This is a genomic window from Paenibacillus sp. FSL R10-2748, assembly GCF_038005565.1.
Classification (GTDB): Bacteria; Bacillota; Bacilli; order Paenibacillales; family Paenibacillaceae; genus Paenibacillus; species Paenibacillus polymyxa_B.
Window position 1 is genome coordinate 238,040 of the sequence record NZ_JBBOTK010000004.1, and the last position, 13,277, is coordinate 251,316.

Consider the following 13,277-nt stretch of genomic DNA (forward strand, 5'->3'; position numbering starts at 1 on the left):
TGCTCCCTCCTGCTTATAATTGAGGTATAAATAGCGGGGAGGAGATAATATGAAAAAGACTGCTGAACTTGACTCTACAGAACAGTATAGATATTTACTACGAAGGGAATGGGATGAGGATAAAGCAAGTGCCTTGTGGATTATGCTTAATCCAAGTACAGCTGATCACCAAGATGATGATCCAACTATTGAGGCATGTATTAGATTTACAAAAAAATGGGGATATGGCTCTTTTGAAGTAGTGAATCTTTTTGCTTATAGAGCAACGAATCCTTCAGTTTTGAAAAAATTAGAGAAGGAAATTGCAATAGGAGCAGAAAATTTGAACTACATTGGTGAAGCATTGAAACGAGCAGATTTGATTATAGCGGCTTGGGGGTCTAACGGAAAAACTCATAAGAGAAATCAAGATAATGAGTTAATCTCATTACTTGGAAATTACAAGTTAAAATGTTTAGCAATTTTAGCTGATGGTGACCCTCGTCATCCTTTATATATTAGTATAGATAGTCCTCTTCAGGATTTCAAATTAACGAAGAAAATCAGGATTAGACCAAGAGTTTAAGAATAAAGACATTAATGAATTTTACAACGTCTTTTGAATATTTAGTGAAGAGAAATTATCTTGGTCTCTTCCGGTAATTTTGTAAGTAGGTCTGTGTAATTTTGCACGGACTTCTTTTTTTTGGAGGTGAGCAGAATGAGTAATAACAATAACAATCCCAAAAGGAACAAACCTAAAATATTAACCAAGTATGATCAATTTGTTGTGCCAAGACTTAGGGATATTCCCATTTGGGTACGTGAAGGAGCCACAGATGAAGAGATAGCTAAGCGATTGAATATTCATATTTGGACATTAGGCGATTATCGCAGGAAACATCCGAAATTTGCTGAAGCATTGGAACGTCCAACCAAATGGGAAACCCATGTATATCCTCGATTAGCGGAGATTCAACAGTGGTTCGAAGAAGGCATGAACGCGGAAGACATTATCAGGAAACTCGACATAGGTAAAACGACTTGGTACGAGTACATAGATAAACATCCGATGCTGGCTGAACTAGTCAAATGGAGCAGATCTGTCCCTATTTCACACGTGGAAAATTCACTTTTAAAAGCAGCTACAGGGTATGAATATGAAGAAATTAAAACGATTATCGAAGAGGACAAAAATGGAAAAAAGAAGACGCGCATTGAGAAAGTGAAACGATATCAGCCTCCCAATCCGACAGCGATGATCTTCTATTTGAAAAACCGCGCACCCAACGAGTGGAATGATCGCCGTGAGCTGGTGGTGAATACGAAAGCACTGGAACAGGAACGCAAGTAGCTATTTCTGGATATGATCGAAGCGGATGTGGTGGATGCCGACTATGAAGCTATTGAGGAATCGGTCGAGATTGAGGAAGGATATATGGAGCCAGATGATTCACAGCCATAACGTTATGTCGTCAATATTTGTATAGATAAACGCCAGTTTCAGCCCTGAATTAGCCTCAAAAGTAGCCAGAATCAGTGCATAAGATAGGTTATGCAATCGGTGGACTTTCCCCTACATTAACGGTATGATGTGACACACAAGCGAAAGGTGGGGGCGAATATGGAGTATACTCAAGGGTTTGAAGCACATTTACGGAGCAAGGATCGGAGTGAAAATACGGTTTCCTGCTATATTAGGGACGTATTGCAGTTTATAACCTGGTATCAAAGGAAAACGGAATATGGACTGGACAAGTGGATTGAACTGGATGGGGTAGAATACAAGAAATATCTGCAAAGCACAATCAAGCTGTACTCACCATTAACCGTAAGATCGCCAGTATCAACGTATTTTCCCGGTGGATGCACCAACAAGGATATATTAAGGAAGAAATACATATCGAAGCAGTTAGGAATAAGGTCGTTCGGCAATACAAAGGGTTAGCGGAAAAGGATTTGTGGAAGCTGAGAAATGAAATTCACCGTATGGGCAATCGGATGCATATCTGTATGATTGAATTGTTGCTTGGAACGGGGATACGGGTAAGCGAATTGGTTGGTATCAAATTGAAGGATATTGAATTGAGTGAACGCAAAGGTTTATTGAAGGTATTTGGTAAAGGGAATTCCTTTCGTACCATACCATTGAATAAGGATGTGCGAAAAGCCATTACCCGATATCTTGAAGTCAGACCACACAGTGAATCAGAATATCTATGTATTGGGCAGCGTGGAGCATTGGAACGAAATGCGATCAACCTGATCCTGAACAAATATGGAGATCGGATCAATGTGAAGGCCACACCCCATATGCTCAGGCATACACTTGGCTATAAGCTGGTAAAAACGACTCCATTAACGACCATCCAGCAAATCCTTGGACATGATCACGTAGCAACAACCAATATTTATACCCTAACAACACAGCAGGATATGGCTGAAGCCTTGGCAAATATCGAGTGGTGAGAAGCCACTCTTTTTGTTGTGGAGGGAGGGGGGCTTCTATGTAGATAAACGGAGTCGCCAGCAAAGGGTGCAGAAATTTTTGTGATGATTTTATAGTCAATATGAAAAGGAGCTATACCCATTGAAACAATAAAGCAAGAGGAACAGCGACAAGCTGAGCTGTTGAAGCAGTATATGGAGAAGCATTTTAAACCACCGAAAATGAAACAACTGATCGAAACGTTCTCTTTTTCTGAACTACGCAAGCTTATTGGTGAGATGGACATTGAATTTTTCGCCTTAGCCTATTTCCCTAAATATTTTGATCGAGCATTTGGACAGTTTCACAAAGAGTTATTTTCAGAATTAAAACATATGCTTGCAAATAGAGGACTGATTACGGCTTTCGGCCTCCCTAGGGAACATGGAAAGTCTACGATCAGTTCTTTTTTATTTCCGCTGTATGCGACTTTATATGATAAATCACAGTTTACATTAATCATATCAGCCACAGAGCAAATTGCATTACCCTTCTTAGATATGATTAAAGATGAGCTAGAAACGAATACGATGCTGATTGAGGATTTCGGTATTCGTAAAGGTAGTCGCTGGAACAACAATGAGATATGGTTGAAAAGTAAAGGTGGATTAGATTCATGCATTATGATTCGTGGAATTGACGGTTCACTTCGAGGTATTCATTACAAGCATCATCGTCCTACGCTGGTATTGATGGATGATTTGCTCAAGGAGGATACGGCTCGATCCGAAGCCAAACGAGAACAGATTAAAAATACATTTACGGATGTGATTCTTCCTATTGGAACAAGGGATACCAATATTCTGATTTGTGGAACGATCTTGAATGAAGAGGACATCATGGCTGATTTGCTCAAAGGGAAGATACCAGGTGTAAGAAGCGTCCGTAAAGCAGCAGTGCTTCAATTTTCAGAGCGTGATGGTCTATGGTCAGAGTGGGAGCGACAATATAATAACTTGCAGGATGAAAACAGGATCAATACGGCTTTGTCTTTCTTTATGGCTAATGAGGAGGAAATGCTGGAGGGTACGAAAATCCTATGGAACGAGTATTTGGACTATTATTATTTGATGTGCAAGAAGCAAGCGATGGGAGAAAAAAGCTTCTATAAAGAATTACAAAACGATCCACGTTCAACAGACGAATACATATTTCAGAATCTCATGTACTGGGACAGGTTGCCTGAATTTGAAGAGATGGAACTTGCCATGTACATTGATCCAGCCATCAAAGCCGGGAAGAAAAACGACTATTCGGCTATTTCAATTATTGGTCAGCATCGGAAGACGAAGCAAATGTATGTGGTGGATGGAAATATTTATAAACTGCTACCGGATGATTTGTTTCAAGTCGCTATTGAGAAATTGAAGCTTTACCCTGTAGATAAGTTGGGCTTTGAAGTCAATCAAGCGCAAAGCTACATGAAGCAAAAATTTGAAGAAGAGTTATGGAAGGCGAAGATACATACCCCCGTAGAAAGTGTCCATTCCAAGGGTCAAAAGCATGAACGAATTATTAGTCTGGAGCCAGAAATCAAGAAAGGTCATATTCTGTTCAATGCAGCGAATATTCGATATAATAACCAGATAAAGGATTATAACCGAAACTGCCAATATGATGATGCGCCGGATAGTTTATATGGGGCTGTTCAATTGATTCAGTCGGTCAAGAGTTTAAAGTTTTATGATCGAGGCTTATTATTTTGAGGCTTATGCTAAAACTCAAATTTTATTTTACCCAATCTCGTTAAGCCAATGGGCAGAATAGTTCAATGCGATAAATAAATGTATAATTTAGAAGACGTGAAAAATCTAATTTGGAGGCTTGTATGATTAAAGATCATTGGTTTACAGTGCAACGGATTGATGATAATACATACGCAATTAGTGAATACGGACATTGGGAGAAAGTACATTCATTTTTAGTATTGGGGAATCAAGAAGGGGTATTAATTGATACAGGTCTTGGGATTGATAATATCAAAAGAATAACAGACCAGTTGACATCCTTACCTCTAAAAGTTATTACGACACATGTCCACACTGACCACATCGGAAACCATGGCGAATTTAAACGGATCTTTGTCCATAAAGGAGATGAAGACTGGCTAATTAACGGGATTCAAGGCTTAACAATAGAGCAAATCAGGAAGGATATTAGAAGAGATATAACTTTGCCTACACCAGAAACATTTAATCCGGATACATACCAACCCTTTAAAGGAAAGCCGACAGGTTTGTTGAAGGATGGTGATATATTCGATCTAGGGAACAGAAGATTAATTATATATCACACTCCAGGACATTCCCCTGGCCATATTTCAGTTTTCGATGAAACAAAAGGGTATTTATTTACTGGCGACCTGCTTTATGATGAAACGCCAATATATGCTTTTTATCCTTCAACGAACCCTGTTGATTTAGTAAATTCATTAGAAAGGATTGCAAGAATACCCAACGTCAAAATGGTATACGGTTCTCATAATACATTAGGGCTTAATCCAATAATTTTAGATGAAGTAAAAATTGCGGTTAAATTTCTGAGGGAAAATGATCTCGTCAAATTTGGAACTGGGATTCATAAATTCAACGGATTTAGCGTTCAGTTCTAATAATCTTGTCCAACTAACGGGGATACGCTAATTCAACAAGGAACTACCTTATTAAAAGTTGGTTCTTTTATTTATTTAAGCAACAATTACATAGCCCATTTTGAAAGGGAGTATATATTTGCAAATAACCGAACAAATCATATTAGAATGTCTAAACGAACTCCAATCGGCTGTATTAGCCAAACAGAAATACTCAGATTACTACAATGGTCAGCATGCCATTCTCAAGAACTATGCGATGCAAGAAAGTCGCAGCAACCAAAAGCTCATTTTCAATTTTCCACGTAAGTTTGTAGATAACGAAGTGGGCTATTTGCTCGGTAAGCCAGTAAACTATGTGTCCAAGTCGGATCAGGACGAAGCTATACATAATATAGATGTACATATGAGTCATTGGGACAAAGAGCATAATTTACAGCTTCGAAAACAATCCGAAATATTCGGTGAGAGCTTCGAATTGAACTATATCGACTCGGATGGCCAGTTTTCAGCCACCGTATTATCTCCATTGAATGTCTATGTGTTGGAAGATGGAACAGCAGAACGAAATGTATTACTTGGCTTACATAAATTTACCCGTCGATTCGATAAGCAAGTGTACCTTGACGTGTATACTGATCATGAAATTCTACACTATACAATCGGCAACGGTGACAAACACAATCGGAGTAGGCCAAACCAAGCACCTGAATTAAAATATATCGGCAAACATAATCACATCTTTGGAAGAGTCCCGCTTATCTCTTGTCCAGCCAATACGGAGAGAAAAAGTGGCTTCCATGATGTGATTTCTTTATTTGATGCCTATAACGCATTGAATTCCGATTTGGTCAATGAAATTGCAGATCATCGTAATGCCTACCTAGTGATTGAGAATGCCAAGCTGGAAGCTGAAGACTTATTGAATATGAAGAAGATGGGCATTATTCAGGTTCCGGCTGGAGGGAAAGTAAGCTGGCTCACAAAGCAGATTAACGATTCTTTTGTGAAAAATGAGTTGGACAATATTGAACGCAAAATCTTCGATATGATGGATCAGGTTAACTTCAATGAGAATTGGGCCAGCAATACATCTTCCTTAGCGCTGAGAAATAAGCTATTGAATTTGGAGAATCGAGTGGCAATGCGTGAAGCGTTAATGGAAAAGGCGATCAAGCAGCGTTTACGGAATTTCTTCACCTACCTACACATTAAAGAAGGAGTTCAATATGATTACCGTGATATTGCGGTGAAGTTTACTCGTAACTTGCCGACAGACTTGGTGGGGATGGCTGATGTGATCGTTAAATTGCAGCAAGTCGTATCTCAGGAAACGTTGCTTACATTGCTTCCGTTTGTCGAGAATCCAAAGCTTGAATTCAATAAATTTCATGCGGAGCAGCAACGATTAGCAGATGTGAGTAAGGAGAAATCGAATGCAGAATAAAAATAGTATCAAGCGGTTGGTTAAGAATAATTGTGCATGTTATCTCGGAGCGAAGCACGGTATCCCAAACTACTGTTTTTTACAGGATGGTCCATGTGCATTCTTTAGTCAAAATGATGCTCTGCCCCGTTGTATATATTTTGAAAAAGGAGTTTTACCCATAGACGAGAAGCTGGAACGAGAATATGAGTCTGAGCGGAATGTAGAATCTGAATTTAAAACAGCGAAGCCAAAAGTGAACTGTCAGAAATGTAGGGCTACATTTTCAGCAAATTCGAATCAGCAGAAATATTGTGAGAAATGTAGAGATAAGCAAGCCAACGAAAAGTCGAAGTTACGGATGCGCCAGATGAGAAAAAGCAGGCTCGATGTTACGCTTTAGGCTATCAAAAAGCTATATAAACTAAGGGTGAAAAACAACCGTAAATGGTGAGGGAGTATGTTTGTACCTATTTCTCATTTTTGCGATTTCTAATGCGTAACATCATTGTAGCAGATATGACGTAAACAAATTCAACATACATATCGTGTTCTGAAGCTCGAATTCCAAAAGGCTCAGTGTTACGCTTTAGGCTATTAAAAAGCCGTATAAACAAAGGATGTAAAATAGGCAAAAGTGGGGAGTTGGTATGTTTGTACCTTTTCCTCGTTTTTGTGATTTCTAAAGCGTAACAACACTGTCCTGAGCATGACATTAAAAGGCTCCATACATATATAAGCGTGTTCGGTTCTGCGTAGTCGAATGGGCAATAAAGGAGATTATCGAAAATGAATTTAGAACAAGTGAAGCAGTTGATTGAAGAAAACCAAACGAATGAGGAATGGCAAACGTATCTTCAGGGTTTGAATCCGTATAGCGTAGAAGGGATAGAGCAATACATCCAATCTAATCAGCAAGCAAAAAGTTGGTTCGATAGCACCGTGGACAAACGATCAGCTAAATCGCTGGAAACATGGAAAACCAATCATTTGGAAAGTGCAGTGGATGCTGAGATCAAGAAGCGATTCCCGGCTAAGGATGAAAAAGAAATTGAAGTGGAGAAGCTACGTGCTGAAGTAGAGCACATGAAGCTGGAGAAGCAGCGTGAACGGTTAACCAGCCAAGCGATCAAAATAGCCAGTGAAAAGAAACTTCCACTCCCGTTAGTGGATTTTTTTATTGGAGCAGATGAAGACGCAACGTCAGCGAATTTGGCTATGTTGGAACAATCGCTACAACAGGCTATACAACAGCAAGTTGAGCAACGGCTCAAAGGGGATGGCTATACACCTTCGGTTGGTTCAACAGGTAGCACATTTACATTGGATTCAATCAAAGGCATGTCGCCAAATGAGATTAATCAGCATTGGGATCAAGTCAAACAAGTATTACAAAACAAATAATAATAAACGAAAAGGACAAGGTGAAAAGATATGACAGTACAGAATTTTATTCCTACGATTTGGAGCGCACGTTTAAATGAGAGTTTGAAGAAGAATCTGGTGTATGGGAACGTGGTCAACACAGATTATGAAGGTGAGATTCAAGGCCAAGGCTCCACTGTGAAAATCAATTCGATTGGGGCGGTGACGATTGGCAACTATGACAAAGTAGCTGGAATCGGGAATCCACAGGAGTTGGATGCTACGCAAAAGATGTTGGTGATTGATCAGGCGAAGTATTTCAATTTTCAGGTGGATGATGTCGATGCTGCTCAAGCGAATGTAAATCTACTAGATGGTGGAATCGTGGAAGCCTCGTATGGACTGGCCAATGTAGTGGATCAGTATCTTGCTGGATTTTACACAGAGGTCAAAGCTGAGAATACGATGGGCAATGATACAACGCCTGTAATTCCAACGAAAGATACAGCCTATGATATGCTGATTGATCTTGGCGTGCTGCTGGACGAAAACAATGTACCGGAAAGCGAACGGTTTGTGGTGGTTCCTGCATGGTACTATGGCTTGCTACTGAAGGATACACGCTTTACCAAAGACCCGAATATTATCCGCACAGGTTATGTCGGAGATATTGATGGCATGACCGTTTATAAATCTAACAATGTGCCAAATGCCGCAGGAGCCAAGTATAAAATTATTGCGGGTCATAAAAGTGCCATTTCGTTTGCCGGGCAAGTGGATTCGGTGGAAGCCTTCAGACCAGAGAAACAATTTTCAGATGCAGTGAAAGGGTTGCAGGTATTTGGAGCTAAATGTATCAAGCCAGAAGCTCTCGCTGTACTCACTGCCAATAAGTCTTAATTGAAAGTAGATGATATGAAAACACATTATAATAGAAGGAACACGTTCGGGGTGTCCGTTTTGGATGCCCTTATTTTCATTTTTGGAGGGTGATAAGATGTGGTTTTTGAATCAAGAAACAGGCTGCATATGGGAAGTCACAGATCAGGAGTTAATGCTGCGGTTGCAGGCTAATAAAAATTATGAGCAAGTGGATGAACCTAAACCAGATGAGACTGGGGAAGATGAACCTGTAACGAAAGTTCAAACGGTCAAGAATATGAAGCGTACCGAGAAGGCACAGGTAAAGGAGGAACAGGAGCCAGCACATGAGTGATTCATTGAATTTAATGAAACGATTATTGAGTATGGAGCCGACAGATACCTCTAAAGACGATATCCTGATCCACTATTTGAATAAAGCGAGAAGTAATATTCTTGGTTATTGTAATGTGGCAACACTGTCTGTGGAATATGGAGATGTTATGGTCGATTATGCTGTGTATCTATTTAAAAATCGGGATTCGGTTGGCTTAACACATAAGCAGGAAGGTGAACGCTCAGCCACTTATGAAACAGGTATTCCGACAAGTATTCGACTTGCTCTTCCTCTACCTAAAATCAAGGTCGGAACAGATTAATGTTTTACGATACGAAGTTGGAAATTTTGAATCATGCTGATTTGAAACCTATTTGCCCAATGATGGCAGATGTACAACCTTATCGTAAAAGCTTTTCATTTGAAGATGGTTACATACTAGAGACGACATATCGAGCTTTCTGTCCGCTGGAATCCTTATTGCAATTAAACGGCTATGTCCGAATTAGCAAGGATATTTTTATTATTTTGGACATGAAGGAATGGAGTGATTACGTTGAGTTGTATCTGTATCGCTGCAAGCCGGATTTTGCAATGGAGGTGAAGGAATGACAAGGAGCCTAGAACCCATGCTGGATTTCTTTCTGCGAGAAAAAGGTGAGCTTGTGTATATCAATAGTGTAAAGCAGCTTGCTTTGATCCGGGATGCGACAGATACCATTCAAATGACCGATGAAAAAATTATTCGAGCAGCAACACCTTTACATACAGGAGATATTGTAGACTATCGCTATGAACGTTATTTAATTACCAGTCAGGTGGATCAAAATGAAAAGTCTTGTCGAAGCAGGATGCGAAAATGTAATCAACGGTTGGCTTTAAACTGGAGTGGACAGGTGAAATGGTTTGATGCTGTGGTGGAAGCCAGAACGTTTTCAGCGGAAACAGGTAAAGTTATCTCCATGCCGGAGGGCAACATTCTGGTTAGTCTACAGGACAATACAGATACAAAGGGCATTACATTAAGCCAACGATTTTATATGACCCATCAGCCGTTTAAAATAGTTGGAATGGATCGCATCATGAATGGCATCATCCAGTTAAGCTGCACATTGGATAGCATAAATACAGCTTATGATGACGTGGAACATAACATCGCTGACAGATGGAAGTACGAGATTACTCATACATATGCATTACATATTCATCAGGGAACGATAGCTCATGTGCTGCTCAACGAAAGAATACCGTTGAATGTGACCGCTACGGATAATGGGAATGAGGTAACCAATCCGGCGATCACCTATGTATCCAGTGATCCAAGTATGGTTAGTGTAGACCAGCAAGGTCAGGTTATGGGCATCGCTTTGGGACAAGCAAGTATTACCGCAAAACTAACGTATCACCCCACAGTACGGAGTACCATTGAATTGAGAGTCGTTGAAACGGGAACGCATATCTATTCGATAGCCATTACTGGAAACCCCATGCTCAAAACAGGCCAACGCTCCTCATACGTCAGCCATATCTATGATCATGGAACAGAAGTGTTTGACCAGTCGGTAGAGTGGAGCCTACGGAATCAAGATGATTCAACTCCTATCATGGGGAGCATAATAGCCAGCACAGGAAATAGTGTGACTGTGAAAGCAGGAAGCAGTAGTGGGTCTACCAACAAAGCCCTTGTGTTGACAGCCACCTTAGTAAGCGATCCTAGCATGACTATAGAAAAGACCATTAGCCTTAAGAATTTATTCTAAGCATTATATCTATCGGCTTGCCTTAGAGGGCAGCCATTTTCATTTCAAAGGAGCCACATACATATGCAACGGAAATCCATTGATTACTTGCTCAGTCTGAGTCTATTGAAGCAATTAAGATCACAACAGTTGATAACAGAAGAAGAGTTTATCGCGATTGATGAGCTGAATAAAAAATCTTTCAAGTAGCTATAACATGGGCAGAAATGGACTTGATGATGTAGCGCAAGCATTATACCATGTGACCGTATAAAGAAGATATTGAAGGGAGAAATATCTATGGCACAAGCCGCAATTGCAAAAAAAGTCGTGATCGTTCCCGTGAAAACGTTGGACATCGTAGAGGGAATTCAATCTATTCAAAAGAAGAAAGTCGCTGCCTATTGCCGGGTCAGTACCGATTCCGAGGAGCAAAAGGAGAGCTATAGCAATCAGGTCAATCATTATACAAAGTACATTCAAAACAACTTGGAATGGGAAATGGCTGATATTTACGCCGATGAAGGGATCACCGGAACCAGCACTAAAAATAGAACGCACTTTAATCGGATGATACAGGATGCCCGAAACGGTAAACTGGATCTGATCCTGGTCAAGTCGATTTCAAGATTCGCTAGGAATACACTGGATTTATTGAAATATGTACGGGAACTCAAAAGTCTCGGAGTGGCTGTATTCTTTGAACGAGAAAATATTAATACACTGGATACCACAGGTGAGGTATTGCTAACCATCCTGAGTTCCCTTGCCCAAGATGAGAGTCGAAACATTTCGGAAAACAGTCGATGGGGCATATTACGTGGCTTTCAAAACGGCAAAGTCTTCTGCAACACGAATCGCTTCCTCGGCTATGATAAGGACGAGCAGGGGGAACTGGTGATTAACGAGCCAGAAGCAGAGATTGTACGCAGAATATATGAGGAATATTTGGATGGCAAAAGCTATCAGGCGATAGCTAGAGGATTGATGCGAGATAAGATTAAAACAGTCACGGGTGGCGATACGTGGTGGGATTCCTCCATTACCTTAATTCTGACCAATGAGAAATATTACGGAGCTTTGCTTCAGCAAAAGACGGTAACGGTAGATTTTTTAACCCACAAACGAATAAGGAATAAAGGACAGGAGCAGCAATATTTAATTGAGGACAACCATGAACCGATTGTCTCGAAGGAAATATTTGAGGCGGTACAAAAAGAGAAGGCACGCCGTGCCAAGCTAAAAGGTAATGTCATGGGGGAGAGTAAAAGATACTCCAGTAAATACGCACTGAGCAGTAAAGTATATTGTGGATGCTGCGGAGCCATTTTTAAACGCCGAACCTGGAACAGCAATAATCCATCCAAAAAAGTGGTATGGCAATGCAAAACGTATGTCAATGAAGGTAAAGTAGCCTGTGCTGCCAAATCAGTCGATGAACAAGTTTTACATTCCGCGTTTGTACGATTGTTCAACCGGATGTATAAGAATAAGAAAGGATTCATTAAAACGCTGAAAGCCAATATTGAATCGGTACTTTCCAGAAAAGTAGGGCAAGAAACACTATTGAACATCGAAGGGCAGATGCAACAATTGAAATCCGACCTGAAGGAATTAGTGAATCTTAAGCTACGGAATCAGATTGATGAGATTGTATATGATGAAGAAACGAACAGACTTTCCAATGAACTCAACGAGCTACGACAACAGAAGCTGACACTGGAGCAGGAGCATGAGCAGCAAGCAAAAATCAAGGAGCGTGTAGATGAGATTATTCAAATTCTAAGCTTGCGGAAAGATATACTGGAACAATTTGATGATAACCTATTTAATGCGTTGGTGGAGAAGATAACCATTCTCTCACCAGCGCATTTTGTTTTTACCTTGAAAAGTGGAATGAGCATAGACGAAATACTGGACTAACGAAATCATAGGCTAATGAGATCAATGGGCTAACGAATAGCTGTGGATTGTATGACGGGAAGGATCAATCGAATCCCGTCTTTAACTCCTTCCATATAAATGGACTGTTTGTCCTGACTTAGCTGATAGTCTATGGCTTCTTCCCATTCGGATAGTAGTTGCTGAATATCCCCGTTTTGATTCATTTTGAATTGCTCAACTTGAGTGAACAGAGGCTCATCTTCTGATGAAAAAGAAGCCTGTTGTTCACTGGCAAGTTCTAATTGATAAAATCGTTGGCGTAATGCTTCGAGAAACCAATCTGGCCAATTTGACATAGTGTTATTATCCCTCCCGTGGTTGAAGTGTGTGTATGTTAACTCTGATGGGAGGGATGGCAAGTCATTGTTTTTGAGTGTTAAAAATGAGAATAAGTTTTATTGTTTTTCTTGTATAGGCATAAGAAAAGCCATGGTGCAAGATATAAAATTATCAGTTAAAGAGCTGAGAATGATTTAAATGGTATTATCCATAATATACTTATTTTACAATAACGAGGTTGCAGACAAAACTAAAAGGCCTCAGTCCAA

The 13,277-nt window shown here is 40.1% G+C and carries 16 protein-coding genes; 15 read left to right on the plus strand and 1 reads right to left on the minus strand.

The genetic code is table 11. The features are described from left to right. Window positions 1-49: 49 nt before the first annotated feature. The 15 genes from NSS66_RS14090 to NSS66_RS14160 all read left to right on the plus strand — a co-directional run bounded on the left by NSS66_RS14090 (window position 50) and on the right by NSS66_RS14160 (window position 12,708). The gene (locus tag NSS66_RS14090) at window positions 50-565 is read left to right on the plus strand and encodes a DUF1643 domain-containing protein (RefSeq protein WP_340959166.1); all 516 of its coding nucleotides are present in this window, start codon (window positions 50-52) and stop codon (window positions 563-565) included. A 135-nt stretch (window positions 566-700) separates the two neighbouring features. Then, entirely contained in the window at window positions 701-1,333 is a 633-nt protein-coding gene (locus NSS66_RS14095; protein ID WP_340959167.1) for a transposase, read from the plus strand. Window positions 1,334-1,845: 512 nt separating this feature from the next. Then, entirely contained in the window at window positions 1,846-2,448 is a 603-nt protein-coding gene (locus NSS66_RS14100) for a tyrosine-type recombinase/integrase (RefSeq protein WP_340959168.1), read from the plus strand. A 174-nt stretch (window positions 2,449-2,622) separates the two neighbouring features. Further along, complete coding sequence (gene terL, locus NSS66_RS14105; RefSeq protein ID WP_340959169.1) at window positions 2,623-4,173, plus strand: phage terminase large subunit; 1,551 nt, start codon at window positions 2,623-2,625, stop codon at window positions 4,171-4,173. Window positions 4,174-4,295: 122 nt separating this feature from the next. Next, on the plus strand, window positions 4,296-5,078 hold the full coding sequence (locus NSS66_RS14110; protein WP_340959170.1) for an MBL fold metallo-hydrolase: 783 nt from the start codon (window positions 4,296-4,298) through the stop codon (window positions 5,076-5,078). A 118-nt stretch (window positions 5,079-5,196) separates the two neighbouring features. Further along, entirely contained in the window at window positions 5,197-6,504 is a 1,308-nt protein-coding gene (locus NSS66_RS14115) for a phage portal protein (RefSeq protein ID WP_340959171.1), read from the plus strand. Next, complete coding sequence (locus NSS66_RS14120) at window positions 6,494-6,886, plus strand: hypothetical protein (RefSeq protein WP_340959172.1); 393 nt, start codon at window positions 6,494-6,496, stop codon at window positions 6,884-6,886. The genes NSS66_RS14115 and NSS66_RS14120 overlap by 11 nt, the downstream gene beginning before the upstream one ends. 386 nt (window positions 6,887-7,272) lie before the next feature. Further along, complete coding sequence (locus tag NSS66_RS14125) at window positions 7,273-7,887, plus strand: DUF4355 domain-containing protein (protein WP_340959173.1); 615 nt, start codon at window positions 7,273-7,275, stop codon at window positions 7,885-7,887. Window positions 7,888-7,917: 30 nt separating this feature from the next. Next, window positions 7,918-8,748, plus strand: coding sequence for a P22 coat protein - protein 5 domain protein (locus tag NSS66_RS14130; RefSeq protein WP_340959174.1), 831 nt, complete (start codon window positions 7,918-7,920; stop codon window positions 8,746-8,748). Window positions 8,749-8,845: 97 nt separating this feature from the next. Further along, entirely contained in the window at window positions 8,846-9,064 is a 219-nt protein-coding gene (locus NSS66_RS14135; protein ID WP_340959175.1) for a hypothetical protein, read from the plus strand. Then, window positions 9,057-9,368, plus strand: coding sequence for a phage head-tail connector protein (locus NSS66_RS14140; RefSeq protein WP_340959176.1), 312 nt, complete (start codon window positions 9,057-9,059; stop codon window positions 9,366-9,368). The genes NSS66_RS14135 and NSS66_RS14140 overlap by 8 nt, the downstream gene beginning before the upstream one ends. Then, on the plus strand, window positions 9,368-9,658 hold the full coding sequence (locus NSS66_RS14145) for a hypothetical protein (protein ID WP_340959177.1): 291 nt from the start codon (window positions 9,368-9,370) through the stop codon (window positions 9,656-9,658). Before NSS66_RS14140 ends, NSS66_RS14145 begins: the two co-directional genes overlap by 1 nt. Then, on the plus strand, window positions 9,655-10,806 hold the full coding sequence (locus tag NSS66_RS14150) for an Ig-like domain-containing protein (protein WP_340959178.1): 1,152 nt from the start codon (window positions 9,655-9,657) through the stop codon (window positions 10,804-10,806). Before NSS66_RS14145 ends, NSS66_RS14150 begins: the two co-directional genes overlap by 4 nt. 63 nt (window positions 10,807-10,869) lie before the next feature. Continuing rightward, the gene (locus NSS66_RS14155; protein ID WP_016821843.1) at window positions 10,870-10,995 is read left to right on the plus strand and encodes an SHOCT domain-containing protein; all 126 of its coding nucleotides are present in this window, start codon (window positions 10,870-10,872) and stop codon (window positions 10,993-10,995) included. A 90-nt stretch (window positions 10,996-11,085) separates the two neighbouring features. Then, complete coding sequence (locus NSS66_RS14160) at window positions 11,086-12,708, plus strand: recombinase family protein (RefSeq protein WP_340959179.1); 1,623 nt, start codon at window positions 11,086-11,088, stop codon at window positions 12,706-12,708. A 29-nt stretch (window positions 12,709-12,737) separates the two neighbouring features. On the opposite strand, the gene NSS66_RS14165 is transcribed toward NSS66_RS14160, so the two are convergent. Next, window positions 12,738-13,025 carry a hypothetical protein gene (locus NSS66_RS14165; protein WP_340959180.1) on the minus strand — a complete coding sequence of 96 codons (288 nt, stop codon included), beginning with the start codon at window positions 13,023-13,025 and terminating at the stop codon, window positions 12,738-12,740. Between the last annotated feature and the right edge of the window lie 252 nt (window positions 13,026-13,277).

Excerpts from the sequence above, each read along its gene's own strand:
- NSS66_RS14090 (WP_340959166.1), top strand. The coding sequence starts at position 50 with ATGAAAAAGACTGCTGAACTTGACTCTACAGAACAGTATAGATATTTA.
- NSS66_RS14095 (WP_340959167.1), top strand. The coding sequence starts at position 701 with ATGAGTAATAACAATAACAATCCCAAAAGGAACAAACCTAAAATATTA.
- NSS66_RS14100 (WP_340959168.1), top strand. The coding sequence starts at position 1,846 with ATGCACCAACAAGGATATATTAAGGAAGAAATACATATCGAAGCAGTT.
- terL (WP_340959169.1), top strand. The coding sequence starts at position 2,623 with ATGGAGAAGCATTTTAAACCACCGAAAATGAAACAACTGATCGAAACG.
- NSS66_RS14110 (WP_340959170.1), top strand. The coding sequence starts at position 4,296 with ATGATTAAAGATCATTGGTTTACAGTGCAACGGATTGATGATAATACA.
- NSS66_RS14120 (WP_340959172.1), top strand. The coding sequence starts at position 6,494 with ATGCAGAATAAAAATAGTATCAAGCGGTTGGTTAAGAATAATTGTGCA.
- NSS66_RS14125 (WP_340959173.1), top strand. The coding sequence starts at position 7,273 with ATGAATTTAGAACAAGTGAAGCAGTTGATTGAAGAAAACCAAACGAAT.
- NSS66_RS14130 (WP_340959174.1), top strand. The coding sequence starts at position 7,918 with ATGACAGTACAGAATTTTATTCCTACGATTTGGAGCGCACGTTTAAAT.
- NSS66_RS14135 (WP_340959175.1), top strand. The coding sequence starts at position 8,846 with ATGTGGTTTTTGAATCAAGAAACAGGCTGCATATGGGAAGTCACAGAT.
- NSS66_RS14140 (WP_340959176.1), top strand. The coding sequence starts at position 9,057 with ATGAGTGATTCATTGAATTTAATGAAACGATTATTGAGTATGGAGCCG.
- NSS66_RS14145 (WP_340959177.1), top strand. The coding sequence starts at position 9,368 with ATGTTTTACGATACGAAGTTGGAAATTTTGAATCATGCTGATTTGAAA.
- NSS66_RS14150 (WP_340959178.1), top strand. The coding sequence starts at position 9,655 with ATGACAAGGAGCCTAGAACCCATGCTGGATTTCTTTCTGCGAGAAAAA.
- NSS66_RS14155 (WP_016821843.1), top strand. The coding sequence starts at position 10,870 with ATGCAACGGAAATCCATTGATTACTTGCTCAGTCTGAGTCTATTGAAG.
- NSS66_RS14160 (WP_340959179.1), top strand. The coding sequence starts at position 11,086 with ATGGCACAAGCCGCAATTGCAAAAAAAGTCGTGATCGTTCCCGTGAAA.
- NSS66_RS14165 (WP_340959180.1), bottom strand. The coding sequence starts at position 13,025 with ATGTCAAATTGGCCAGATTGGTTTCTCGAAGCATTACGCCAACGATTT.